The organism is Silvanigrella paludirubra (genome assembly GCF_009208775.1).
Taxonomy (GTDB): domain Bacteria; phylum Bdellovibrionota_B; class Oligoflexia; order Silvanigrellales; family Silvanigrellaceae; genus Silvanigrella; species Silvanigrella paludirubra.
On sequence record NZ_WFLM01000004.1, the window covers coordinates 544,030 to 570,728 of the forward strand.

Consider the following 26,699-nt stretch of genomic DNA (forward strand, 5'->3'; position numbering starts at 1 on the left):
AATTTAACTGTCCACTTTTTGGAGATCATACCAGGGAGACTAAAGTATGAGGAATTTTAATCTATGAATGATCTAATTATAAAAGAAAAAACAAATATATTTGACTATATTTTTTCAACAAATACTCTATTAAATTCTAACGATTATAAAAATAAATTTTTTAAAGATGATTTATCATTAAATAGGTTACAAGATGTATATTTATCAAAATATTTTGACAATAAATATGGACAATGTGCCGGTTTTTCGTTTTTATGGTTATTATGTATGATTAATTCAAATAATAAAACCAAAGCAAATTATATTAAATTTTTGAATAATTTCAAAGAAATCAATGTACTATCTAATAATCAAGAAAAAAAAATAATCTACCAAGATCTAATAAAAGCAAATACAGACTGGTTTTTTAAATCTATTGAAAATATTAAAGAAGATATGAAGATAAGCAGAGATATTCATTTAACAAAAAAAAATAATGAAAGCTTTATATCTCTTGTAAAGATTCTTTATGACACATCCTGTTTAACTTTTTTAACAAAAAGATTTTTAATTTTAGATAAAAAAAATAAAATTTTTAACTTCTCAAAATTACTAGAAGAATTACTAAGATTAAAGTCAAATTATATTTGCTGTTTTATTGGAAGCGATAATCATGCTATGGGATTATACATCCAAATGTCAGATGATTATTTTATTTTTCATTTCTACGACCCAGATTCTGGTAAAATAAATAATTATTTCAGCATATCAAAATATAATCCTAATTTCATTCAATTAGCAAATTTAAAATTGAATGAAATTATTTCAAAATCAGTTTATTTTATATTGAATCATTATTACCATCCAAATGGTAATTTTATTGTTTTAAAAATATTTAATGAAAATGATTTTTTATTAAAATCCTATGAAGACTATGATACAAAAATTAATCATTTATTATTTAACTATTGTGATGTTTATGATTCTAATAAAATATTAACGATTTTACATAAATTAATACATATTAATGATTTTTTTGTAATTAATTTTTTAATTAAAAAATTTCCAGACGTTATAAATGAATATAGTATTTCAGGAGATACAATTTTATACACATCTTGTATACATAAACATTTAGAATCTTTCAAAGTTATTATAAAATGTACCAAAATTGACCCTAATAAAAAAAATAAATATACTTCAAAAGCTCCTATACATGAAGTAGTTTCAATTGAAAATGATGAATTTCTTAAAGAATTTATAAAATTAAAAAATTTAGATGTAAATTTAATGGATGAAAAAGATAATACTCCATTAATATTAGCTGTAAAATGGAATAGGTTTAAATTAGTAAAAATATTATTATCCCATCAAAAAATTAATGTTTTTTTGAAAAATAAAAATAATATGACAGCTCTTGATTACGCAAAAGAATACAAATCAAATAAAATCATTGATATGATTGAAAATCATATAAAATATAAACAAAATGAATTTCAAACAGAAATAATAAATATTCCAAATACATCTAATTCATCATTAAAGCAACCAATTGAGATTTTTTCACAAGACCTAATTCAGCCTACTCCTGTTTGCATTATACCTTCTTTAAGCGAGCATAAAGTAAAGACAACAAAAGATATAAATGTTGAAAAGTTAGTAATGAATTTAAGTTCATATATAAAAGTCAAGTTAGATAAAGACAATACTGAAATTAAAAATAAAAAGAAAAGTTCAAATCCTAATTTAGATTTAGATTTAATAAATATGCATTATTCACAAATCGCTAAATATCATAAATCAACAATAGGATTAAAGCTTATTGAATGTTATAAAAAATATAGTAAATTTAATAAATTTTATTTACATTTATGCTATAAAGTTTGTTTTGCTTTAGTAGATAAAAATTCTGTATTTAAAATTTTAAGTACAAATAAACAAGAGATTAAGAAAAAATCTTTTTCTTTTTATCATAAAAAAAACACGCCAACTAATCTTAGAGAACATTTATATCTTCTAATAGCAGAGTTGGAATAATTGATATAAAGGGTGCCTAGGGTTCTGTTGCAAAAAAAGTTCAATTGAGAGTAAAGTATCTTCCTTGGATTGTAATTTGGGGAAGTAGAGATGGATTTCAAGTGGAAGCAAACAGAGCGAATGATTATCATAATGGCAGTTCGCTGGTATCTAGCCTACTCTTTAAGCTACAGACAAGTAGAAGAACTTTTGGAAGAGCGTGGTATTTATGTAGATCACACGACAATTCATCGCTGGGTCGTCGAATATAGTTCTAAGTTATTGAAAAAGTTTCATGAGTGTAAGAAGAAGATCCATAAAAGTTGGCGTATGGATGAGACTAACATCAAGGTAAAAGGGAAGTGGCACTATTTATTTAGGGCAGTCGATAAGCTTGGACAAACTATAGATATTTACCTTTCAAAACGTAGAGATACAGCGTCTGCTAAACTTTTTTTCCAAAGAGTATTCCGTTCCTCTGGGGTTCCAGAGAAGGTAAATATTGATAAAAGTGGTTCCAATACAGCGGCTTTAAAGGCAATGAATGAAGGTTTTAAATCTAAAGATAAGATCCTGATTAGACAAAATAAATATCTAAATAACCTTGTGGAACAAGACCATCGATTTATAAAAAAGATTGTGAAGCCTATGCTTGGTTTCTACTCATTGAAATCAGCGAGAGCTACTTTGTGTGGAATAGAACTTCATCATATGTTTCGCAAAGAGCAATACAAATTTAAAAGTCATTTGCATATTTGGGAGCAATTTCGCTCCCTCGCTTCATAATTGCGCTTAGAGTGGAGCTACTTGAAAAGTAAAAACTCCATTCTTTGTTACTTCTAATTATTTGCAACAGAAATCACTTGAGTTCAAATCCTAGAACACGGCTATGATTCTTTAGGAAAGAATGGATTTTGACAAGGCCCTCGAATCCATATAGAGCCAAAATATTATGTAATTCTTTAAATATTATAATTCATACTAGTATGTAAAATATTAACTTTCGCAACTTTTATGAACTAATTTATTAGTATTATCATGATATTAAATATAAAAATAGGATGTGTGTTTTAATTTCAAATTCACGAAACTGTAATCTAAGTCGGTGTATAATAAAACGTGTTTGTTTTCTTTTTATGTATTTTTTTATGTATTCATAAATGCATGTTTAAAAATATAAAATTTCTGAGGTTATTGTGAATTTATTATTAAAAAATAATAAAATTTTAAGAATATTAATATCCATTGTAAGCATCGTTACCTTTTCGAGCTGTAGCAAATCTTTTTTAGATCCACAACCAAAATCAATGGATAGAATGGGATCGGGAAGTACTACTTTAAATGTAATTTATGCTAATGATCTTGCGACAAGTGCAAGTAGAGAAGATTGTAAAGAAACTATAAATTCTAATAATTGTCTTATTTTTACTCAAAATGATGTTACTCCTTTAAAATCTTTTAATTCGGGTAATATTGCTGCTGAGCTTAAAGATGGACCTATCTATTTTATAATACCAAATCAAAATAATGTTATATCTCCTGTTAATATGACTTATTATAATGATCCCAATACAATATCAAAAACAGCAAGTACTGAAGTTAGAGTAAAACTTTTTCATAAAGAAGATGGAAGATTTAAAGAAATTGTATTATCAGCTCAAAGATATATACATTATGAATCCTATACAGAACTTAATAATATTGCGACTTTAAATGATCCTGAAGTAGCTTATTTAATTGTTTCTTTTGATATTTTAAAAAATCCTTCATTAAAATCTGGAAGCTATGAGGGAGAGTTTTTAGTGCAAGGAAAATCTCCACAATCTGTCCATGCAGATTATACTAAAGACATTAAAGTAAAAGTATTTATAGATATAAAATAATTTTTAACATTTTATATCTAAATTAACACTTCATCATTAAACATGAATTTTGGATTCTTCTGGTGATTGTTGTTTTGCTTGAATGTTTTTTATTTCTATTTGTGAATCTAATTTGTTTTCACTCTTATCTAGTTCGTCAAATAACCCAAAAAGTGCTTGGCTTACAGGATGATCGGGATATCCAATAACAATAGGCTTTACTTCAGAGTGAGATTCACGAACTTTTATACTGGTTGGTATATAGGGTTCGAGAACTTGATATCCTATTTTTTTTAATTCTAGAATAATTCCTAAAGAGTGTTTTGTCCCCTTTTGATATTGATTAACTACAATTCCTTTTACAATTAAGCTTGGATTATGATCTTGCTTAACCTCATCTATTGTTTGCTTTATTTCTTGAGCAGCGCGAATGCTAAAGGCATCACAGTCTATTGGTATAATAATTTCTGTTGCTGCAATTAAACATGCTAAGCTAAAAAAATCGTTTGCTGGCGGTGGATCTAAATAAACATGATCGTAGGTATTATTTTTTAATCCATCCTTTAATTTCATTATTTTATGTTTATTTTCAAGTTTTGTTCTAAGTTCTTCTAATTCTCTATTGCAAGCAACTAAATGTAAATTTGGAATACGTGTTTGTGAAGTGATATATTCAAAAATAGATTGTCTAAATATATTTAAATGTAAACAACTTTCATAATAATGCGTTAATGATTTTTCAGGTTGTTTATTTGAACCCAAAATATAGGAAGAAGCATTTCCTTGAGGGTCTGAATCAATTAGTAATGTTCTTTTTCCGCGGATAGCTGAACATGCTGCTAAATTCACAGCAATTGTCGTTTTCCCTACGCCACCCTTTTGATTGTAAATAACTCTTATTTTTTGAGACATTTAAACCCCTTATCCAAACCAAATACTACGTCTATTTTTTAATTTATCTACTATGGTATCTTGAATTTGTTCTTTCACCATTTTACTCATTTTATAAACAAGTACACGATCTTTTTCTGCTCCAGGCCCAAAATTGGAAAAGTCAATTTGTGGCAAGATATGTATGCTCCATTTGCTTGGTAGAGGAATTAATCCTAAAGGCCCTAGCCAGGGAAAAGTCCATGTGATTGGAGTATAGGGAACACCAATCATTCTTGAAAAAGTAGTTTCGCGTGCCAGCATCGGATGAATTTCTTCAGGTCCAATAAAAGCAACGGGCACTAAAGGAGCTCGGGTTCTTAAGCATAGGCGAATAAATCCTCCTCTTCCAAAACGTGCCAGGTGATATTTGTCGCGATAAAGTTTTCCAAGTCCTTTCACACCTTCTGGAAAAACAACAACAGGATGGTTATTTTCAAGAAGTTGTTGAGCATTTTCTTGGCTTGCACGGACACCGCCAAAGCGGTTCATTAAAGAACCTAAAAAGGGAAAGTGAAATAAAAAGTCTTCGACCATAAAGCGTAATTCTCTATGCATATGATGCTCTTTTTGGATTGCTACTTTAAGCATAGTAGCATCATAAGGTAACCCACCAGAGTGATTTCCAACTAATAAAGCAGGGCCATTTGATGGAATATTCGATATCCCATAAGTTTCTACTCGCCAGTATTTTATGTAAAAAAAGTCTAGTAGTGGTCTAACAAATTTGTCAAAAATAGGATCATAACCAAAGGGGTCTACTTCTTCGCTTCGTAACTTTAAAGAAAGTTCATGATATTTTTTTCTTAAATTAAATGGATTTAGTCCTGTGAAAATATCATCAGAAATAATTTCTTCTACCTCTGTTTCTTGTGGCGTTAATGTCTTTTCAATTTCTTGTCTAAATTCCTGCATTTTTCCTAAAACACTATAAAGTTCTTCTTTTGTCGCAAATTTTTCTTGATTATTACTAAATTTGCTTTGAAGATCTTTTTCAATTCTATTGAATTGTTCAATTAACATTCTTCTAATATTAAATATTTGGTTTGAAAAATTTTGCAAGTTATCACTAGATTGATTTGTCGAATTGTTTACTTTTTCATTGGACTGCCTAGCCATAGCTTTGTTACCTTTTAAAAAATTTGTTGAAATCCTTGTGATGATGCATAAGCTTCATCTTCACCTAAAGTAGAAGAAGGCATTGAAAATCCAATTTTACGAAGACGATTCGCTTCAATCATGGATTTAAGAGCTTGTCTGCTTGAATATTTAGGAATAAATCCTAATTTATCGGCAGCTTTTTTTCCATCTCCCACACAAATGTATTGAAAAAAGGGGACAATATCAGACGGCAATTCCCAAATTCGAGATGCATATCCTGCTGAAAAAAAGGAACGACACATAGCTGAAATAAAAGGAACAGGTATTTTTCCTGACATATGAACTCCCGTGCTTAAAGGTAACACACCTCTTCCTACAATATTAAATATGCCTGGAATATTATTAGATAAGGTTGAAATTTGGGCACGTACAGCATCATCTTCATGGATAAATTGAACGAGAGGATCATAGCCTAAAACTTTTGGTATTATTCCAGCAAAAAAGTACCTTGCTCTGATATTAGTAGAATTAGGTCCAAGTATTGGTGCAAATCTTAATATCGTAACAGAGCAATCTTTATATGTGTTTACAAAATCTTGAATTTGATTTTCGACATCAACGCGTGTGCGAACAAATTGAGGTCCTTGCATAACGAGCGTATAATCTTCATGAATAAAATTTGGATTTTTAGGGTGTGCTCCATATACAAATGTAGCACTATGAACAATAAGTCTTTTAATATTTGACTCTGCTATGGCATTCAAAACATGAAAAGTACCAATGGATTCAACTTCATGATGATATGATTTTCTTCTCGTTGGTCCTGAAAAAAGAGAACCATGAATAAAAGCAGTTACTTTATTTTCAATTAATACAGCTGCTATATTTGAGCTAGCTTCATCTTTAGTTAAATCAACTCTATGAAAAATAAATTTTGTAGAAACGATTGAGGGTGGTTTGATATCAAAAATATGAACTTCTTTTATGCTTGAAAGACCCGCGAGTCTTTTTAAAACAAGTGAGGTTAAAAAACTAGATGCCCCAGTCAGTCCAATACGTTCGTGCATTTGAATATTTTCCATATTATCTAGCCTGTTTTCTTTCTTATTGAAGCTTTAACCAAATTCACATATATCAATTTACAATTAGGCTCTTTGGGCCTTTGTATTTTAACTAAAAGGATCTTTTGTGCCATTGCTCAAAAAAAATGAAAATCCAAAAAAAAGGGAACTTGGCTTGGCACCTATGGAAGGTGTTACTTGCCTTGCTACAAGACTTTGGTTTTCCCTAACTTCACAGCCAGATTTTGCAATGACGCCTTTTCTGCGTGTGACAAGAGACTACCCTTGGAAACGAGTCCCTTCAACGTATGCAGCAGAAATTTTTGACCTAAAAGGCTTAACCTCATACCGCCTCATTCCTCAGCTCATGGGCACAAGTCCCTCCGATCTAGAACGAATAGCGACACCATTATTAAAAAACTCAAATTTCGTAGATATCAACTGCGGATGTCCATCTCCAAAAGTTGTTGGAAGTCATGCAGGAAGCGGTTTGCTCGAAAAATTAGAAGTTTTTGAAGAGTTTTTAACTGGCATTCAAGAAAAACTAGGTGAATCTCGTTATAGCATAAAAATGAGATCGGGATTTCACACGAATGATGAGTTTCCCAAATTGTTAAACCTTGTTGCAAAAATGAAAATGTCTCAACTCACCCTTCATGCTCGTACTCGTCAAGAGCGCTATACTTCATTTTCTAAATGGAATTTGATCGATATGGCTTCTCAAACATGTGGTTTTCCAGTTGTAGGCTCTGGCGATATTGTGGACTCACAAAGCTTGGAAAATACAATGGGGCAAGCTCCTATGGTAGAAAAAATCATTGTGGGCCGTGGAGCTTTGAGAAATCCTTGGATTTTTCAAGAGTTAAGAACGAATGAAATCGTACAATTGACAAGCAGAACCCTTGTTCTCTCTTTGGCGTGTTATGCTGTCTTGCAAGATATTTTGGCGAATAATCCTTCCTTACTTTTACAACTTGTTGAAAAAGGTCTTTTTGAAAAAACTTGTGGGACAGATGAAAATTTATGGGAACAACTCTATCATAAGTTAACAGTTTTATACTATGGACATTACATCGAAACAAAATCTTTGGTGGTAGAAAGACCAAGTTTTGCAAGAGTCAAAATGATTTGGAATTCTTTAAGAAGCTCCTTAAATTCAGGGTTTATGGATCCTTTTTTACTAAGAGTGAATTGTTTTCCCGATTTTGAAAAAGGCATTGTAAGTAAAGTACAAGAAAGTAATGAATTATTGAGCCTTAAATACAGTTCTCAATATGACTGGATTTATTCCGGAGCAAAAAATAATGGAAATGAACAAAATTGATAAATTAAAAAATGTTATTGAAAATCATGAACAAATTGCAAATGAAGAATCTGATGATGCTTCAAAACTTTGGAAACAATATCAAAATCAAAAAAATAAAAAAAATTTAAGTAAGATTTTTTTGTTTTCTTTTGTTATACTTATTATTGTTATTCTAGCAATTGTCGGTCTTTATATTGTACTATCAACCACAGACCCTCTCCACGGTATATAATTTTGACCTCATACACTATTGATTTGTTTTTTTTCGACCGATAAGATATTTGTTAGAACAGAAAAACATTACGATTAAGATTTTCATCAATTTATTAATTAAAAATTGATTAGGAAGTGGCGCGCCTGATGATTTTTCTTAAGTAACCAGGATGTATTATGGGCAGTTTTGAAAGAAAAGTGCTTGTTCTTGATTCAAGGTATGAACCGGTAAAAGTCGTCACAATGGAGCTAGGATTCGTCCTTCTTTATGCAGGAAGAGTGACATCAATCATAGATTCCGAGCGTGTTATAAATGGAGTTTCTCGAGTTTGGAAAGTTCCATGGATTGTCCGGTTGGAAGGTTGTAGGCCAAGAAACAAAAGATTAAATGGTCCAAGATTTTCAAGGCAAAATATATATTTGCGAGATGGTTTTCGTTGTCAATATTGTCAGTGTTCTGGATTAGCTTCTAACTTAACATTAGATCATCTGCTTCCCTCTGCTAAAGGTGGGAAAACCACATGGGAAAATATCGTAACAGCTTGCAAGACTTGTAATATGAAAAAAGGTGCAAAAACGATTGAAGAGTTAGGAATAAAGTTACAAAGACCTCCTTCAAAGCCACAGTTGCATCCTACTGCTTTGTTCCCTTTAAGATATGGCATTACGACAAAAAATGCTCCGCAAGCTTGGTTACCTTATTTAGATTTGTCTGTGGCAGATAGAGCTTTAGTGCTAGGATTTGATGCTTCTCCTGTGTTTGTGAATTCATATCAGCAAGATTCTCTCATCCAAGTTTAAAATTTTTAAAAATAATGTAGTCTTCCCTAAAATGTAAAGATTCTTTTTTACAGTGATTTGGGGAATTTTCTTATGATTGGATTAGAAGATCGTTTTATCGATATTAATGGATATAAAACTCGTTATTGGTTATCTGGAAATTCAGAATCTATAATCTTGTTACTTCATGGATTTGCCTTTTCGGTGGAAATTTGGGAATCAAACATTCATGAACTTTCAAAAAATCATAAAGTAATTGCATTAGATTTATTGGGTTTTGGATTAACGGATAAACCAAAAGGAAAACAAAAAATTGAAGATTTTCCTCTTTTTGTTTTTGAATTTTTAAAAAAAATGTCTATCCAAAAAGTCCATATAGTTGGGCATTCTATGGGGGGATTGATTGCTACAAAAATGGCAGAAATGCACCCAGAGGTTATTGAGTCCTTGGTTTTATTGGGAAGTGCTGGATTTTCTAAAAATATTCCTATGCATTTTCGCATTTTTTCATTGCCCTTTATTGGTGAAATGTTTGTAAAGCCAAATAAACGGGGATTAATGAGTGCTTTAAGAAAGAATACTTATGTTAAATCGGCAGTGACTCCCAAACTGGCAGATAAGCTATTTGAGTTTTCATTGCATCCAGAAATGGGCCCAACTCTTTTAAAAATTACGAGAACTGCGGTTGATTTTTTCGGTTTTAAAGGATTTATAATTCGAAATATTAAAAAAGATATCCATAAATTAACAATGCCTGTTTTAATCATATGGGGAAAAGAAGATTCCATCATTTATTTAGATCATGCTTATGTAGCAAATAGATTGATTAAACAATCAAAACTTGTCATTTTTGATGAATGTGGTCATCTTCCACAATTAGAATATCCGGAAAAATTTAATTATCTACTCGGTCAATTTTTTAATGTAACAAAGAAGTCATAACTAATTGTTAATATTTAATAAATTGTTATTTGTGAAAAAATCTGATATATTATTTTGTTGACTTTTAATTTGTAAAAGAGTTTCATAACTTTCTGTTTTTTGATTAGTTGACCAATCGATGGAGCTCAATATCTATGTCGTCAAATGGAGCCACTGTTTCCAATTTTAAAGTTTTAATAGCTGGGTTTGCTGCTTTTGCTATGTTTTTTGGCTCAGGAAATCTTGTATTTCCTCTAAAAATGGGAAGTGAGACACAATCCAATTGGGTTTTTTCTTCGATAGGTTTAGCAGTCACTGGGGTCATTGTCCCTTTTTTAGGATTAGCGGCTTTAACTTGTTTAAAAGGCTCACAAGATCAGTTTTTTAGATGGCTTGGAAAAGTTGGCGCTTGGATAGTCCCATTTCTTATATTGCTTTTAATCGGGCCATTTGGAGTGATTCCTCGCTGCATCACGGTTGGTTTTGGTGCTTGGCAATCCTTTGTCCCTACAACCCCTATTTGGGCGTTTGCTTTGGGTTGTGTTGCTATTATTTGGTTAGCTACCTTTGGTAATGGAAAAATCGTTGATGTCATTGGAAAATATTTTACACCTGTGAAGCTTGGTGCTTTAGCCTTGGTTATTGGCGGTTCTCTCTATTTTGCGCTTTCATCCGCTAGCAGCATTGTGCCAAGCACAACAACACCCATGGGGGCATTTAAAGCTGGATTTTTTGAAGGCTATAATACTATGGATCTTATGGCTGCGATCTTTTTTGGTGTTAGTTTAGTTCAATACTTTAAAACGAGCGGTAGCGATAAAATTCCTTTTAAGCCGACCTTGTCAGCAATGGCTCTGGGTATGTCCCTTCTTATGATTGTATATATGGCTCTTGTTTACTTAGGAGCGGCTTATTCAACTCAGGTCTCTCATTTGCCTGAACCACAAATTTTGCCACATATTGCTCATATTGCTTTAGGAGAGGCTTCTGATTATTTAATTTCATTTACGTTGGTTGTTTCATGTCTTACAACGGCAGTGGCTTTAACTTCAGTTTCTGTAGATTTTTTATGTGCTAAAATTCCTTTTTTAAATGGGAAACGCCAACTTACTTTAATGCTCTGCATTATCATTACTTTTGTAATTGCTTTAACTGATTTTAGAGGGATCATGTCTTTTATGGCTCCTATCCTTCAAGTAATGTATCCATTTATTATTGCAATGGCGTTATTAAATATAATTGTTTATGCATTTAAAAACATAAAATCTAATCATAAATTGAAAAAAGAAAAAAAGGCGGCTTAAACTTTTTGATTTAAAGTTTAATTTTTGATAAATCCTCCTTAATAAAATTAAGGAGGATTTTTTATGTTTTTTGAATGGGACTCTTGTTTATTTAATGGTCGTCTATTGCAAGTAAGTCCTCTGAATTATTCCGACATCACTTCTCTTAAAAAAGTATTTTCTCAAGATTTATTTGAGTATTATCCATCTTGTTTTTCTTCTTGTGAAGAATTTGTTAATAAAAAAATAATTGAAAAAGAAAAAAAAATTTATTATCCTTGGGTATTTATCGAAAAAGAATCGGGAGAATGTATTGGAACAAGTTCATTTTCAAATATTTCCTTTGAACACAAACGCCTTGAAATTGGTTTCACTTGGTTTGGAAAAGAGAAACAAAAATTAGGATTTAATGTAGAGTCTAAATTATTATTGCTTGAGTATTTGTTTGAAAAAGCAGGTTTTACTCGTGTCGAATTTAAAACAGATGAGCTTAATATAAGTTCAAATTTAGCCATGCAAAAACTTGGATTTACAAAAGAAGGCGTATTTAGAAAACATTTAATTATGCCTTCAGGAAGATATCGTAACAGTGTTTATTACAGTGTTATCGATGAAGATTGGCAACAGGTAAAAGAAATTATTTTAAATCGGTTACAAAAAAAACAGATTATGATGAATACAAAATAATATCAGAAAATTATAAATTTATTTAAACCAAATTGGAATTGAATATTTTTTTAATAATTTTTTCATTTCACCATTTTTAATCATTTTTTTAATTGTCTTATTTAAAATTTCTACCCTTTCTTCTGAATTCTTTTTTTTAGGAGAAAAAGCAATATAAACATTTTCTAAAGGGCTGCATCCTGAGTTTTTAAGTTCCTTTATATCGTAATGTTTTTTTAAATAGAAATTGACAACATTGGGATCTTCTACAAAAGCATCTATTTCTCCATTACGAGCTTTTCCAATCATTTTTTCGAGAACATAATCTCCAAATGTCTCATCAATTTTAGTTTTATCTGCTAAATTATTTTTAATATACGTATTTAATTCTTCATAATACGAATAATCTTTAACAATTCCAACCCGAATTGATTTTAAAGAGTCTATTCCTGTATATTTAAAAACTTTCTTTCCAAACGTATAATAACAATTTTGGCTTTTTCCTAAAATATCACTAAAAATAAAATCAGGAGCGTCTTCTTTTGCGGCTCCAACAATAGCATCGAAACCTCCTTCTCTAGTTTCTGTTACTGCACGTGCCCAATTCATGGTTTCATATTTTATATTTTCTTCTCCAAACGCTTTTTGTAAAATTTCAATCATGTAACCTTGATTGATGTCACTAGGGGAGCAATTGTAGGGGCACCAATAATCAGCTCGGACATGAATGGGTTCACTTGAATAAGCTTGCAATTTTAAAATAATAAAAATAGAAATATAAAACATTTTTTGAATTATAAATTTTTTCATTTAAAGCTCCAATAAATTAACTTTCTATTAAGTTAACAGCTTTGGTTTTTAAAACAAAGATTAAAGTTTAATTTAAATTGTCAAATTTGTAGTTTTTAGCTTGAGTTCTAATAATTGTGAATCGCTATTTTATTTTGATTATTGTTTTCTCGATCGGTTCTTTCACAAAAAAAAGAGCTTTGTCGAAACAAAGCTCTTTTTGCCAAAAATAGGAAACTTTATGAGAAAACAAACTGGTTGCAGGTAGTTAAAATTAGAAGCGGTAGTGTGCAAATGCTTTATTTGCTTCTGCCATTTTATGAACGTCTTCACGTTTCTTAATAGCAGCACCACGGCGGTTAGCAGCATCGAGAATTTCAGCAGCTAGCTTATCGCGCATGGATTTTTCATTGCGTAAGCGAGAGTAAGAAATAAGCCAACGAAGTGCTAAAGCTTGCCTGCGCTCAGGACGAACTTCAACAGGGATTTGGTAGTTAGAACCACCAACACGACGAGTACGAACCTCTACTTGTGGTTTGAGGTTTTCAAGTGCGCGTTTAAAAACAGCAATGGCTTCTTCGCCTTGTGCTTTTTGAGTTACAATTTCAATTGCGCCGTAGAATATTTTTTCTGCTGCGCTTTTTTTTCCGTCTTCCATCATACAGTTGATGAACTTAGTTACAAGTACATCACCAAATACAGGATCTGCTAATACTTCGCGTTTTATCGGGCGACGTCTGCGTGCCATAATTTAAATTCCTTTAATAAAAGAGAAACTTCAAAGTTTCTTTGAAACCTTTACTCAAAAACAGGACTCATTGTTCTGTTTCTGTTTGTTGTGTTGGCCATATTGCAGGCAGGGAGCAACAAATCTCACCTTAGCTTTGCAGCTTTAGCTTACTTCTTGCCTTTTTTAGCAGGTTCAGCGGCAGCAGCGCCTCCTTTAGGACGTTTTGCGCCGTAAAGAGAACGAGATTGACGACGTTTTGCAACGCCAGTTGTATCAAGTGCACCACGAACAATGTGGTAGCGCACACCAGGTAAGTCTTTTACACGACCGCCACGAACGAGAACAACGGAGTGCTCTTGTAAGTTATGGCCTTCACCTGGGATATAGGAAATAACTTCAATACCAGTAGTCAAACGAACCTTTGCAACCTTACGGATCGCAGAGTTTGGTTTTTTAGGTGTTGTTGTATAAACGCGTGTACAAACGCCACGACGTTGTGGGCACTCTTTAAGTGCTGGGGACTTGCTGCGGTAAGGGTTTGGCTTACGGCCGCTTGCGACAAGCTGGTTAATGGTTGGCATACGAAACCTTTCCTTGTATGTAGCCGTCAGTTTTCTTTAGTCCTGTTGTATTTTTGGCTTAAAACAGGTTTGCATAAAGTTGCCTTTGGCAAGAGTGGCAAACAATAGAAAAGCTTCCTGTCAAAGTCAACTCTTTTTTAATGGATAAATTAGGCATATTGAGGCCTTTTTATCAGTGCAAAAATGAGAAGGCAAAAAATCTCATAAAATATAAATATATGATTTTATTTGTATATTTTTGGTTGTAATTTTTTTGTCGACTTTTAATTGCCCCACAAGAAAATGCCTTTTGCTTAAAGGCTTCCTAAGCCATGCCTTCTATATCATGCAATTTAAGTGCTAAAGTTTTTCATTATTTTCAGCTATTTTATCCTTAAAGAAACAAGAAATTTAGATCGTTTCTTTAAAAAGGGAGTTTGCAAATGTTTTTAGCATCCCCAAAATCAAGCTTAATACCAATTGCTTTACCTCCTTCTTCAAAAGGGGATGTTGAAAAGCAAGATTTAAAACTTGATGATGACAAAGATCCTTTTGATAATGCGCTAGAAAAAATTTTTACTAAAACTAAAAAAGAAGATGAACCTTCCGTTCTTCCAAAACTATTTGTGTCTAAAAAAGAAGATGAAACAAAAAATGAGGAAACCAACTTTCTTTTAAATCCTATTTTTTCTTCATCTTATTTATTTCAACCACAATGGCAAAATCAAAATCCAACAAAAGAAGCTTTATTATTAGAACCACAAATTGAATTGAATCCTTTGGAACCTAAAAGTCTTTTAAGTATTTTAGATGCAAGTGAAAAAAATTTGAAATTAGATGGTTATCAATTTTTTGAATTTGCAAAGCCAATAAATATAGATAAAAATTTAATTGGAAACATAAACCTAGATGAAAATCAAAAAATTACTACAACTCCCTTTGCTAAAGAAAATAACTCCTTAAAAGATAATTCTAAATATGAATTAGTTGATGTAAATTTAGTTAAGAATGAGGATAATTTAATAAAGGCGTTTAATATAAATGATAGCAGTATAAATGAAAATATTCAAAAAGGAGATTTGGTTTTTATAAATAAAAATCCTATTAATTCAGGGAATAAAAATATACCAGTGGATATGAATATTTTTAATCCTAATATAAATATTGAAGTATCTGATATCAATTTTGATATGGATAAAATCCAAAATAACAACGGTAAAAATGTTATAGATCAATTAAATAAAGGATTTTTAAATCAAAAAGGAATTCAATTAAATGAAAATTTAGTTGCGTATCCTGTTGCTAAAATAGTGAATGATTCGGACATTAAAACGGATTATTACTTATTTAAAAAAGAATTTAGCCCATCTGGTGAAAAACAACAATTTATCGGAGTTATTTCAAAAGACAACGATCATCAAAAAGATATTATGAATAATAAAAATAGCTTTGATCCGAAAGATTTTTTATTCATAGATAATAAAAATAATTTTAGCGAAATAAATAAATCTATTAAATATGATCTAAATAAAAACAATTCTTTTTATATGAATGATGTTTTTAATAATAAAAATAATTTGAATGAAATTGATATTGAGAACCCTAATTTTGAATTAAAAGATTTAAAAATTAAAACTATAGATAGTTTTGTTCGCACAAACAAGATGGGTGATAATTTTAAAACTATAAAAATATCTGGAAATGAAGATGAATTAAGAAAAATAGATATGATTGATCCTAAAAATCAGTTACAAGTTTCAAAATTAAATGAATCGAATCAAAAAGAAAAAACAGATATAAAGTTACCTGTTTTTAGTATAGAAAATATAGTTAAAGATAAAAAAGAAATTAATTTAAGTAAAAATAATTTCAATATTTTTACCAATGAAAAATCAAAATTAGATGGTTTGAAGTTTAAAGATTTAAATGAAGATTCCTTTTTTTCATTTATGTCTTCTGACTCCGATAACCAAACTAAAGAAAATAAAAAAGAATTAAATGAGAAATCTACTTCAGAAAATAAAGGGTTAGTTTTTGAAAAAACTATTTCTTCACAAGCGAATACCCCAATAATTTTGTCTGATAAAAGTAATGCTGATTTTTCAAATCCTATGGTCTCTGCTGCTACAAGAAGAGCGGTTGATCTATCAAGTCAATTACAAGCTCGTGGTGGTGGTAATGCCAAAATTCAAATTCAAGATGAAAAATTTGGAAGCATTGAATTAAATATTCATATGAAAAAAGACAATACTGTTTCTATGGAAATTAAAGCTACAGATAAAGATTTAAAAAATATATTGGAGCAAAATTCGGATACTTTAAAAAAGACTCTTGATAGTCAAAATATTTCTTTAACAGATTTTAAAGTTTCTACTGTAGAAAGCAAATCAATTCAAGCTGGATTAGGTGGAACAACAAGTCAAGGATTCTCACAACAACAGTTTAATCAAAATTCAAATAATGGAAACAACCAAGATTTTTATCAGCAAAATTTAGCACAAGGATTTATGTCAAATAGTTTTTCTAATGGAAATAATTCTTTTTTTAATAGATCAGATGATGATTATTCCTTTAGTAAATCTTCTAATCAAAGTTACATAAATAGTAGAAATAATTTTTCGAAAAATATGGAAAAAAATTCCATAACAAATATTCAACGTGGTGCAAATGGATCTATTAAAGTAAATGTTTAATCATGTTATTAATTTATTAGTAATTTAATGATGGAGTTAGATATGTACGTAGGTGAAGCAAAAGGTGTTGCACGTCTTCCAGAAAAAGCTCCGGAACCTCCGAGAGATACAGGATTGAAATTGGAAAAAGGAGAAGAAGCTCCTAATTTTGATAACATGATCTCGGAATCAAATATATTAAGACAAGCTGAAATTGAAAAAGAAAAAAATGAAGCTGGTGGTGATTTTCGGCTTGGAGAAACTAAAAATGATCGTGAATTTAGAAAACAACTTGAAAAAGTAACTGGTAAAAAGCAAGATCTTGCTAAAAATAAAATGGAAAGAGATGATTATCTAAATTTATTAGTGACTCAATTAAAGTACCAAGATCCAGCCAAACCTATGGAGCATTATGAGATGGCTTCTCAAATGGCTCAATTTAATACTGTTGAACAGCTTATGGGTGTAAATAAAGTATTAACCGAAATGAAAAAATTACAAAATGATGCAAAAGCTGAAAAATTATCTCAGTACTTAGGTAAAGATATTGAAATTCAAGGTAATAATATTAAATTAACACAAGATGGAAAAGCAAATACTGCTAAATTTGATCTTCCTGCTGCAGCATCAAATGTCATTGTTGAATTTAGAGATGAGCATTCTAAAACAGTAAAAAGTATACATATGGGAGCATTACAACCGGGTAACAATAAAGTGGTTTGGGATGGAACAAATGACAAAGGTGTTAAATTACCTAATGGAAGTTATACATTTAATATTCTTGCTTCAACAGAAGATGGAAAGCCAATGACGGCAAAAACTTCTTATATTGCTAAAGTTGAAGGAATAACAGATATTTTATCTGGCGGTAAATTAGATACAGATGTTGGTCCTGCCGATCCTGCAAAAATAATTGCAATTCGTAATCCAGAAAATAACGTAACACCTGTTAAACCACAAAAATCTCAAATAGCAAATTATGTACAAAACTCAAATCCAAACCCAAATGGAAAACCAACTGATAACGCGAATCCATTAAATTCAAAACCTTCTGAGACTCAAAAACCATTAAATAATTTAGATGGAATGGATTTATCTCAGAATCCAGTTTTAAATAAAAATGCATCTTTAAATAATAATTCAGATGAATTTATGCCATATCCTTCAAAATCAGATCCAATAACTCAACAAGGACAAAATTCATTTGAAACAAAAATTACAAACAATGATTTAAATAATGCTCAAACAAAAATGAATAATGTTGCAAAAATGCCATCTCTTGAAAATGGCGATGACATGAAATTTTCACCAAAAAAACCAGATGTAAAAATGAGTCAGCCTAAAGCAGAAGCTCAAACTAAATCAGAAGCAATAACAAAACCAAAACCTCAAGAGAATTATTCAGATGTAAAAGCAGCTCCTAAGTACGGAGGACCGCCAACTGTTGCTGGAATAAGTGGGAAACAATATTAAGTTCTGTTACTTTATAAAGGGATTAAGTTATGCCAATAAATTATGCCTTATTTAGCGCGGTTTCAGGTTTAGGTACTAATGCAGATGGAATGTCCGTTGTTGCCAATAATATTGCCAATGCAAATACAAAGTCTTTTAAAACAGATAGAGCTGAATTTGAAGATATGCTTGCTGTTACATTAAATGAAAGATCTCAACTTGGTAGAGGTGCTCGTTTGAGAAATATCACTACCATGTTTAACCAAGGTGCTGTAACAAACACGGGACAAATAACCGACTTGAGTGTTCAAGGTGATGGTTTTTTCTTAATTAAAAGTGATGTTGCTGAAGTAAAAGAGTCAAATGGATTATTTTATACAAGGCAAGGAAGCTTCCGTTTTGATAAAGATGGTAAGTTAACAGATCCATCTGGGGCTCGTGTTCAGGGTTATATGCCCGATCCAGATAGTAATAATAGGCTTTCTGTTAAGTTAACAGATTTACAAATTCTATCTAATATTATTCCTCCTAGAGCGACAAATTTAGTAAACGTTGTTACAAATCTTGACGTCAGAGATAAACCTCCCGTTGATGATTTTGATCTTTCAAGACCAGCCGATACTTCAAATTTTGCAAGTGCTGTTACTATTTATGATAACTATGGTAACGGAAGACAAGCTGTTATTTATTATGTTAGAACTACAGAAGTAGATAAAAATGCTTGGAAATGGTACGCGACAGTGGATGGTATGGAAGTTTCTACAGATCCACCAAGAAACGAAAAAGGAAAAGTGCTTCCTGCTGTGATTGCAAATGGAACGGTAGAATTTGATGAAGATGGAAAACCAGTTCTCCCTTTTAGAACAAAATCGGGTATCCCTATTCAAGTAGATTATATCAATAAAACCGATGCTTTTGATGTTCAATTTGTAAATGGAGCACGTCCTCAAAAACTTCAATTTAATTTTGGACCTACTATTGATGAAGATGCTGTTGTAGGAACGCAAGGTTCAACAAGTTTAGCGGCAAAATCTGGAGTTGCTTTCCACTCTCAAGATGGCTACGAAGCAGGTTATTTAAAATCTCTTAAAATTGACCTTGATGGTGTTATTAGAGGAACTTATACAAATGGGTTAGAAAGAAGATTAGGAGCTGTTGCCTTAGCTGTCTTCCAGAATAATAATGGACTACAAAAGATAGGACGAAATAACTACATTGCAACTCCTAAAGCGGGAGAGGCTCGAATAGGTATGCCACAAACCTTATCAAGGGGGAGTATTTATTCAGCGAGTTTGGAAGAATCTAACGTTGATTTAGCCCAACAATTTGTTGATATGATTTTAACTCAGCGCGGATTTCAAGCAAACTCAAAAGCAGTCACAACAACAGATACGATGCTTGAAGAAGTGATTAACCTAAAACGTTAATAATTTTACATCTTGAACATTTATTTTCATTATAATTGCATTTCTAATTTAAGCTGATAAATGTAGCATGGAAATACGCTTTAATCTTTCTTTGGCTAAAGCTAAATATTTACATTTATTATAGTAGTTTTTAATTATGTTTTTTTTGTTCGCTAAAAATCTGAATAAAAACGCAATGAGGTTTGCTTGCCAAAACACTTTTATTGGTGTTTTCGTAATTTTTTGGCAATTGATTTTAATTTTTATTCCAATTTTCCTATTTTCAATTTTTAAACCTAGCCATTATATTTATACTTTTTTTATATCTTTTTTCTTTATTTTGTTTAACGGAACAAGAATGAGAGCTCTTGGCAACATTATTCATGAATGTTGTCATTATAATTTTGTTCCTAGTAAAAAAGCAAATAGACAAATTGGAACTTTATTATCGACATTAGAGCTAAGTTGTTTTGCTTCATACCAAAAAGAGCATTTTTCCCATCACAAATATCTTGGTGATATTTTATTTGATGAAGATTTCAAAGTTCGTCACCAGATTGGTATTTGTAATGAAAAATCTTTTTGTTTGAAAGGATTTATTTTTATTGTTTTGTCTCCAAAAAACTGGTTTATAATTTTAAAATCATCTATTCATCTTAATTTTAAAAATAAAATAATTAATTTAATTAGATTAAATTATGTGATTATTTTTTTTATTTTATGTTATTTTTTTACCTTTAAGCTTATGCTTCTATTTGTAATATTGCCATTTATTACAACTTATCAAATGATGAAAATTCTTTCCGATTTTTTAGATCATGGCGGTCTTTATTTTAATGAAAAAAGAGAACATAAAACAAGAAATCATTATTTTTCATTTGCCATTTTAAATTGGATTTTCTTTCCTAGAAACGATTGTTTTCATTTAACACATCATTTATATCCTGCAATACCAACAACACAGCTTCATGAAAAACATAAAATATTATTAAAAGAAAAAGAAAATTACGGTACAAGAAGGCATTGTATTTTTTAAGGCCAAAGTAAATATTGACTTCCGTAAGGATCCTTTCCTTCTCTAATATAATGTAATGTTGATTTTTCTTTTAATTCGACATCATCATAAGGCAAAAAAGTGTATTCCCCATTCGACTTTTCAATCGTGAGCGTATTAGGCTGTCTGGATTGAATGGCTTTTATGTCAACCGTATCTCCTGCGTCCCAATCGTCGCCTTTTTTCTTGGTAATAGTAACTTCATCCCCTTCTTCAATATCATGAAGTTTGGGTGGGGGTACCCGACGGATTGTTTGTTTCTGTCCATCCTTATAGTATTCAACATTGTAAGGCGTGCGATCATACACTGGCAGAACCACTGATCTCTCCCTTTACTAGGAAAAAATTGCACATGGTTCAGTCGGAATATTTTAATTAAGGCTTAAAGATATGAAAATTTTTAAACTTATCACCCTTTTATTGTTAAACTTTTTATTTTTACCAATTTATTTTGTTTTTTATATTTTGTGTATTTTAGCTACTTTTATACCTATTTTTCCTACGAAAGTAGCAAAAAGAAATTTAAAAGAGCAGTTAGGTTACAGAGGTCTTAAAATTCACTTTATTATATCTAAAGTGTATATGGGATATGTCTTTTATTTTTTTGAAGCTTTTGTTTTTGAGGTGTTGCGATTAAATTTATGCCATTTACAAAATGGCTTTAATTATAAAGAGTTGTTAAATGGAATTCATCAAAAATATCCAATATCTAAGGAAAGAGGCATTGTTTATATTTTATCACATATGGCTAATGTAGAAATGTATTCATTGCCTGTTATGGAGCAATTTTCTAAAGGAAATCATTCAAAAGTCTATGCACTAGCACAGCCCTCAAAAGTAAAATGGATTAATAAACTCTTAATTTGGTATCGTGTGCGACCGGGCATGGGTGTTTTATGGACGGATAAAAGTTTATTTTCAAGAATGGAACAAGTGATTACACAAGAAAAAGCATCATTTTGTATGTTAGTCGATCAAAAACCTAAAACGGGTGGTTTGTTTATTCATTTTTTTAAAAAATATGCTGCTTTTCCTGTATCAGGTTTGAGAATGTGTATGAATAATAATATGATTGTTGTTTACGCCTCTGCCTATCGTGTATTACCAGGAATCGTTAAAATGAAAATGCAGTGTGGCAAAAACCCTCATTTAAAAGAAAAAAAATTCTTAGAAAAGGAGCCCAGTTTTTTAAATACAGAGATACTTTCTGAAGCTGATTTATATCATAAAAATCATATAAAAGAACGTGAAAAAGATGTTAGTACTGAAATGTCTAGTTTTGTCAACTGGATAGAAAATGAAATTAAGAGTCATCCAGCGCAGTGGTGTTGGGATTATAAAAAATGGTCCAGAGACCCTATTGAAAATTCTAAGGTTTTTTAAAAAAAAGGGATAAGTTGTTCACTTATCCCTTTTAAGATAATTTTAGATAATTTCTCGACCAGCGATTGTTCCTGCAGTTCTACTAGAACAGCCACAAGTACGGTTTCCAGCGGACTCAAACATGGAACCGCATGTTAGGCAGCGGCGGACACGAACATGAATAGGAGATAGCCCTGCTAAGCGTCTTGCGATGTTTTTTTGTTCTATATCCTTAATTACACTAGGAGGTAGTGTTTTGACGCGTAAACCGTTTTCAAACCTTTCCCCATTGGCTAATTCAGAGCCTTGGCTACTTTGGCTTTCTTTCGCTGGTGACACTTCATGGCCATTTGAAAGAAACTTGTTACGATCATTGCGTATTATCATAATCACCTCATATATGTGTTTAGGAAATCTTATAGGATGTGGGATCTTAGGGGTTGAACCCTTTCTGAAGATTGAAAGGTAAATGAGTTAAATAAAATTTTCCTTGACATGGATCAATATAAAATATGACATGTAATACTTTTAATAAAAAGCTTTCTAAAAACAGCCTGTTAAATAAAACTCCTTTTTACTTTATGTTTTTTATTCTCCTATTCTGTGGTTGTGCCTCCTCTAATGAGGAAGAAAAACTTTTTTTTGAAGAAAATGCGAGACCCTTTTTTTCAAAACAAGATATTTCTTCTCTAATTATGTACAATTATATTGATATTAATCCCTATAAATCAAAAGGTTTAGTTTGGGCGCCTTTTATTTTACCAAATGAAACATGGACAAGTATAAGACCTTCCGATTTTTTAATTGGATATTGGAACGGAGAAAATAATCCAATTTTGCCTCCTGAGCCTGGAATATGTCGTACTCTAGAAGATAGTGAAGTCGAAAATTTACCAAAAGGTGATTTAAAATTAGTTCATTTTGTATCTGATAGTGCTGTTTCTTTTCATGATGAAAAAAAACTTTTCTTTTTATTAAATCCAGTTAATCATAAACCATTTGCTATGGTGAAAATGAATTCAGATGGCAAAGCCAGTTGTTTTATTTCTTTAAAATCCTATCTTATTTCTACTGGATATGGACAAATGCGAAGAGAATTACTAATAGATAAACAAGAAACAAATATCAAAATTCCTTTTTATGAGAGTTCTTATGTAAAAATAGATCCAAAATTAATTAATGGAATATTTAAAGGCGATATTTTAAGAATTGGTAGAAGTCTTTCTAATCATGGATTAGAAAAATTAACAGATAACTTCAATGAAGGTCATTTTTTAATTCCATCTAAAATAAATGATGATTTATTTATTTCTGGTAATTTTTTGACTTCAAATATGGGTGTGCAAGAGCTGTTAAATTCATCATTATTAATTGGACAAAAACCATTTGAGTTACAATTAGAGCCCTCTTTATATACTTTTGCAATAATTCGAAAAAATAAATTGGTATGTTTGAAGTCTGTTGATTTAAAAGAAAATGAAATTTTTGAGTTATCTTGCGCAGATTCAGATAATGAAGATGATTTTATATTTGAAGACGAAAAAAATAATTATTTTTTTGATGCAACAATTTTTCCTTCCACGATAATAGAATCTAAAGAGTTTCAAAATTGGGTTTTTTCCAACAATAATAATTTACTTCTTAGCTCTCCTAATTATTTTCAAGACTATGTTTTTCGAAAAGAGGATGAAAATGAAACAAATAAAAATTTTAATTTAGTTTTTTATAATCCTTATAATAAATTAACAAGTATATTTTCAAATTCAAATATTTTAAGCCAAATAACTCAAATTAAAGAAATTAATAAAAATGATTTTAATAAAATTTATTTAGGAGTTACATCTAATATAACCTCTAAATATATTAGCTCATTAAGAAATAATTCACAAAATTTATCATTTTTAGGTATTCCTCTTGGAGGCACAGGAGAACAAAGTATTGCAAATAATGCAGTACCATTTTCAAGTTTTACAAAACTAATGAGAATTGTACCTCGAAGTGATTTTTTAAAATATTCTAATATACAAGCATCAAACGGTGCAATCTTTTATTTATTTGAACCATTAACTTTACCAAATAATGAAGGATTACTTTCAAGCTACATTCAACAGAAATTTCGTTTGAGAATTGCAGTTCCACCTTGGAATTCTACTAATATAATTGAAATGTATATTAATGGAAAAATAAAAAGAAGATGGATTTTAGATAGGGGAGATATTTCAAAACCTTTTTCAATGAGTTTTGAAGAAAGCATTTCTGAGACAAATGCTTTTACTGTTCGCTGGGCTGCTTGGGGAGATGATTTTTTACCAGATTTTTTAACAGGAACAAAAAATACGTTACCCTTTGCAATAACTCGTGATTATTGTATTGACAATATTGGAGATGGGATATGTCATGTGGAGCAAGAAAAATGATTAAATTTAGTCACAAATATTTAGAAAATGATTATTTATTACGTGAAGAAATAATAAATAATCCCAAAGCAAGTTTGTTTGCAAAACTAATTGATTCCACTTTATTAAAACAAAATGCAACGGAACAACAAATAGAAAATCTTTGTCTTGAAGCTATTAAATGTCATTTTAGAGCTGTTTGTATTCCTCCTTTTTATGTTGAAAAGGCTTTTTCAAAATTACAAAATACAGACGTGCGCTTAGCTACAGTTGTCGGATTTCCTTTAGGTTATAATACGTTGGAAACAAAAGTTTCTGAAGTTGTTAATTTAGTAAGTCTTCATGTGGATGAAATTGATTTTGTTCAAAATGTATCTTTGGTAAAAAATAATAATTTTAAACAATTAGAAAAAGAATTTAAATCAATTGTAGAAGCTTCTAAAGGGTCTTTAGTTAAGGTCATTCTTGAAACAGCCCTTCTCACGGACGAAGAAATATATAAATGTGCCATGCTAGCTGCCCTTTCTGGAATACATGTGATAAAAACTTCTACGGGTTTTGCTTCTCGTGGCGCTTCTATAAATGACATTGAGATTATAAAAAAAGCTTTAACTCAATATCAAAATGAGACAGGAATTTTTGTTGGAATTAAAGCAAGTGGCGGAATTCGTAATTATCATGATGCATTGTCTTTAGTTAAATCAGGGGCTACTCGTCTAGGAACGAGTGGTGGTTTTGAAATTGTTAATGAAAAAGTAAATCATACTTCATATTAATATATTTATAGGAATTTTTATGGAAAATAATTCAGGAATGGATAATGAGGTTGAATCGGACTCATCACAATATTATAATAAATTAAATGTATTTACTGTAATATTAGGTGTTGTCGGTTTTTTTGTTTCTTTATATGCTTTAGCAATTCATTTACAAGTTACACTTAAAACAGGTGGCTCTCAATTTTGTGATATTAATTCAACAGTAAGTTGTTCTGCAGTTGTAGGAAGTTCCTATGGTGAAATTGCATCCATTCCACTTGGTGCTTATGGAATGACATATTTTGCAATCATTCTTTCAGCTGCTTTTATGCCAAAAGTTTCTCAAATTAATAAAAAATGGCTTGCTTTTTGGGAGTTTTTATTAGGTGTTATTGGTTTAGTTTCTGTTGCAGCTCTTGTATATATTTCTTACTTTAAATTAAAAATGGTATGTCCTACTTGTACTGTTACTCAAATTATAGTTGTAATTTATGCTGTTCTAAAAATAATTCAATTTATTCAAACAAGAAAAGATGCTGATCTTCCTAAAAATGATGCGTTTACTCGTTTTATGGCTGTTTCTTTATGTCTTGGAATTCCGCCTTTAGCAATAGGTTTAATTGCACCTCATGTTGCTTCTTACTTTGTCACTCCTGAAGATAAATCAAAGCCAGCATCAGCTAATAATATTCAAAAAGATAGCAATAAACCTGCAAGTTCAAATACAAATGAGATGGACATTAAAAATCTTTTAATGACTTTCAATAAAACCAATTTTGTAGGAAATGGGGAAGATTACCGGAGAGGAAACGATGATGCTAAAGTTGTCGTTCAAGTCTTTTCTGACTTTGGATGCCCACATTGCCGAATTGCAACCGAGGGTATTTTAAAAGCACAAGATGCAATTGGTCTAGATAAAGTTATATTTGTTTATCGCTTTTTTCCTTTAAGTAACAAATGTAATCCTTACATTCCTGGAGAGGGTGGATACCCATTTGGCTGTTCCCTTGCCGAAGCATCACGCTGTGCAGGACAACAAGGAAAATTTTGGGAATTTAAAACATGGGGATTTAGTGGGCAGTTATGGGATAATGCAGAACGAGCTCAAAAATTTTCAATGGACGGTATGAAACAAGAAGCCGCTTCATTAGGCTTGAATGTGGATTCCTTTACGCAATGTGTAGAAAGTCATGTTGAATTGCAAAAATTAAAAGATGATTCTGCTATTGCAAGTAAATTTGGAATTCAAGGAACTCCTCTCATTTTAATTAACGGTGAGCAATATGATGGTGCTCATAGTTCCGATGCCTTTGCTCAAGCATTTTCACAGGCTTTAAGTAGAGTAAATTGAAAAATTATTTTCGAATTTTAATTTCCATTTTATTTGCATTAATATTTCATT

Annotated in this window: 25 protein-coding genes; 17 read left to right on the forward strand and 8 right to left on the reverse strand. The window is 30.8% G+C overall.

Translation table 11 applies throughout. The annotated features are described in order from the left end of the window. The first annotated feature begins 63 nt into the window (after positions 1-63). From GCL60_RS13060 to GCL60_RS13070, 3 genes are all read left to right on the forward strand, one after another. Positions 64-2,016, forward strand: a complete 1,953-nt coding sequence (locus tag GCL60_RS13060) for an ankyrin repeat domain-containing protein (protein ID WP_153421108.1) — start codon at positions 64-66, stop codon at positions 2,014-2,016. Between the two features lie 90 nt (positions 2,017-2,106). After that, positions 2,107-2,781: an IS6 family transposase gene (locus GCL60_RS13065; protein WP_153421109.1), complete on the forward strand. Its 675-nt coding sequence runs from the start codon at positions 2,107-2,109 to the stop codon at positions 2,779-2,781. Positions 2,782-3,191: 410 nt separating this feature from the next. Beyond that, entirely contained in the window at positions 3,192-3,878 is a 687-nt protein-coding gene (locus GCL60_RS13070; protein WP_153421110.1) for a hypothetical protein, read from the forward strand. Positions 3,879-3,914: 36 nt separating this feature from the next. On the opposite strand, the gene GCL60_RS13075 is transcribed toward GCL60_RS13070, so the two are convergent. The 3 genes from GCL60_RS13075 to GCL60_RS13085 are packed head-to-tail and all read right to left on the reverse strand — an operon-like array spanning position 3,915 to position 6,970. Beyond that, complete coding sequence (locus GCL60_RS13075; protein WP_153421111.1) at positions 3,915-4,769, reverse strand: ParA family protein; 855 nt, start codon at positions 4,767-4,769, stop codon at positions 3,915-3,917. 9 nt (positions 4,770-4,778) lie between these two features. Continuing rightward, positions 4,779-5,906, reverse strand: coding sequence for a lysophospholipid acyltransferase family protein (locus tag GCL60_RS13080; protein WP_153421112.1), 1,128 nt, complete (start codon positions 5,904-5,906; stop codon positions 4,779-4,781). A gap of 14 nt (positions 5,907-5,920) precedes the next feature. After that, positions 5,921-6,970 carry an NAD-dependent epimerase/dehydratase family protein gene (locus GCL60_RS13085; protein ID WP_153421113.1) on the reverse strand — a complete coding sequence of 350 codons (1,050 nt, stop codon included), beginning with the start codon at positions 6,968-6,970 and terminating at the stop codon, positions 5,921-5,923. Positions 6,971-7,076: 106 nt separating this feature from the next. On the opposite strand from GCL60_RS13085, the gene GCL60_RS13090 reads away from it, so the two are divergent. The 6 genes from GCL60_RS13090 to GCL60_RS13115 all read left to right on the forward strand — a co-directional run bounded on the left by GCL60_RS13090 (position 7,077) and on the right by GCL60_RS13115 (position 12,139). Then, positions 7,077-8,273, forward strand: a complete 1,197-nt coding sequence (locus GCL60_RS13090; RefSeq protein ID WP_153421114.1) for a tRNA-dihydrouridine synthase family protein — start codon at positions 7,077-7,079, stop codon at positions 8,271-8,273. After that, complete coding sequence (locus tag GCL60_RS13095) at positions 8,254-8,487, forward strand: hypothetical protein (protein WP_153421115.1); 234 nt, start codon at positions 8,254-8,256, stop codon at positions 8,485-8,487. Before GCL60_RS13090 ends, GCL60_RS13095 begins: the two co-directional genes overlap by 20 nt. 158 nt (positions 8,488-8,645) lie before the next feature. After that, positions 8,646-9,269 (forward strand): HNH endonuclease, encoded by a 624-nt coding sequence (locus tag GCL60_RS13100; RefSeq protein WP_153421116.1) that lies wholly within the window; start codon positions 8,646-8,648, stop codon positions 9,267-9,269. A 72-nt stretch (positions 9,270-9,341) separates the two neighbouring features. Then, complete coding sequence (locus GCL60_RS13105) at positions 9,342-10,190, forward strand: alpha/beta fold hydrolase (protein ID WP_153421117.1); 849 nt, start codon at positions 9,342-9,344, stop codon at positions 10,188-10,190. A 134-nt stretch (positions 10,191-10,324) separates the two neighbouring features. Continuing rightward, positions 10,325-11,473, forward strand: coding sequence for a branched-chain amino acid transport system II carrier protein (locus tag GCL60_RS13110; RefSeq protein ID WP_153421118.1), 1,149 nt, complete (start codon positions 10,325-10,327; stop codon positions 11,471-11,473). A 63-nt stretch (positions 11,474-11,536) separates the two neighbouring features. After that, entirely contained in the window at positions 11,537-12,139 is a 603-nt protein-coding gene (locus GCL60_RS13115; RefSeq protein ID WP_153421119.1) for a GNAT family N-acetyltransferase, read from the forward strand. Between the two features lie 18 nt (positions 12,140-12,157). Here GCL60_RS13115 and GCL60_RS13120 read toward each other — a convergent pair whose 3' ends face one another. The 3 genes from GCL60_RS13120 to rpsL all read right to left on the reverse strand — a co-directional run bounded on the left by GCL60_RS13120 (position 12,158) and on the right by rpsL (position 14,218). Next, entirely contained in the window at positions 12,158-12,928 is a 771-nt protein-coding gene (locus GCL60_RS13120) for a substrate-binding periplasmic protein (protein WP_153421120.1), read from the reverse strand. A 253-nt stretch (positions 12,929-13,181) separates the two neighbouring features. After that, positions 13,182-13,655: a 30S ribosomal protein S7 gene (gene rpsG, locus GCL60_RS13125; RefSeq protein WP_153421121.1), complete on the reverse strand. Its 474-nt coding sequence runs from the start codon at positions 13,653-13,655 to the stop codon at positions 13,182-13,184. Positions 13,656-13,804: 149 nt separating this feature from the next. Further along, positions 13,805-14,218 carry a 30S ribosomal protein S12 gene (rpsL, locus tag GCL60_RS13130; protein ID WP_148698002.1) on the reverse strand — a complete coding sequence of 138 codons (414 nt, stop codon included), beginning with the start codon at positions 14,216-14,218 and terminating at the stop codon, positions 13,805-13,807. 422 nt (positions 14,219-14,640) lie between these two features. Between rpsL and GCL60_RS13135 the strand changes: the two genes are divergently transcribed. From GCL60_RS13135 to GCL60_RS13150, 4 genes are all read left to right on the forward strand, one after another. Next, positions 14,641-16,890 (forward strand): flagellar hook-length control protein FliK, encoded by a 2,250-nt coding sequence (locus GCL60_RS13135; protein ID WP_153421122.1) that lies wholly within the window; start codon positions 14,641-14,643, stop codon positions 16,888-16,890. 42 nt (positions 16,891-16,932) lie between these two features. After that, positions 16,933-18,342, forward strand: a complete 1,410-nt coding sequence (locus GCL60_RS13140) for a flagellar hook assembly protein FlgD (protein WP_161998211.1) — start codon at positions 16,933-16,935, stop codon at positions 18,340-18,342. Between the two features lie 29 nt (positions 18,343-18,371). After that, positions 18,372-19,748: a flagellar hook protein FlgE gene (locus tag GCL60_RS13145; RefSeq protein WP_153421124.1), complete on the forward strand. Its 1,377-nt coding sequence runs from the start codon at positions 18,372-18,374 to the stop codon at positions 19,746-19,748. A 175-nt stretch (positions 19,749-19,923) separates the two neighbouring features. Beyond that, the gene (locus GCL60_RS13150) at positions 19,924-20,763 is read left to right on the forward strand and encodes a fatty acid desaturase (RefSeq protein WP_272914829.1); all 840 of its coding nucleotides are present in this window, start codon (positions 19,924-19,926) and stop codon (positions 20,761-20,763) included. Here GCL60_RS13150 and GCL60_RS13155 read toward each other — a convergent pair. After that, a complete protein-coding gene (locus GCL60_RS13155; protein WP_153421126.1) occupies positions 20,760-21,101 on the reverse strand; it encodes a hypothetical protein in 342 nt (113 codons plus the stop codon). The genes GCL60_RS13150 and GCL60_RS13155 overlap by 4 nt on opposite strands. Before the next feature lie 70 nt (positions 21,102-21,171). Between GCL60_RS13155 and GCL60_RS13160 the strand changes: the two genes are divergently transcribed. Beyond that, complete coding sequence (locus GCL60_RS13160; RefSeq protein WP_153421127.1) at positions 21,172-22,164, forward strand: LpxL/LpxP family acyltransferase; 993 nt, start codon at positions 21,172-21,174, stop codon at positions 22,162-22,164. A gap of 42 nt (positions 22,165-22,206) precedes the next feature. Here the strand turns inward: GCL60_RS13160 and GCL60_RS13165 are convergent, their stop codons facing one another. Continuing rightward, positions 22,207-22,530: a hypothetical protein gene (locus tag GCL60_RS13165; RefSeq protein ID WP_153421128.1), complete on the reverse strand. Its 324-nt coding sequence runs from the start codon at positions 22,528-22,530 to the stop codon at positions 22,207-22,209. 125 nt (positions 22,531-22,655) lie between these two features. Here GCL60_RS13165 and GCL60_RS13170 point away from each other — a divergent pair, with 125 nt between their 5' ends. The 3 genes from GCL60_RS13170 to GCL60_RS13180 are packed head-to-tail and all read left to right on the forward strand — an operon-like array spanning position 22,656 to position 26,648. Continuing rightward, a complete protein-coding gene (locus tag GCL60_RS13170; protein ID WP_153421129.1) occupies positions 22,656-24,560 on the forward strand; it encodes a hypothetical protein in 1,905 nt (634 codons plus the stop codon). Continuing rightward, positions 24,557-25,315, forward strand: a complete 759-nt coding sequence (deoC, locus tag GCL60_RS13175) for a deoxyribose-phosphate aldolase (protein ID WP_161998213.1) — start codon at positions 24,557-24,559, stop codon at positions 25,313-25,315. The genes GCL60_RS13170 and deoC overlap by 4 nt, the downstream gene beginning before the upstream one ends. Positions 25,316-25,334: 19 nt before the next feature. After that, positions 25,335-26,648 carry a vitamin K epoxide reductase family protein gene (locus GCL60_RS13180; RefSeq protein WP_153421131.1) on the forward strand — a complete coding sequence of 438 codons (1,314 nt, stop codon included), beginning with the start codon at positions 25,335-25,337 and terminating at the stop codon, positions 26,646-26,648. The last annotated feature ends 51 nt before the right edge of the window (positions 26,649-26,699 follow it).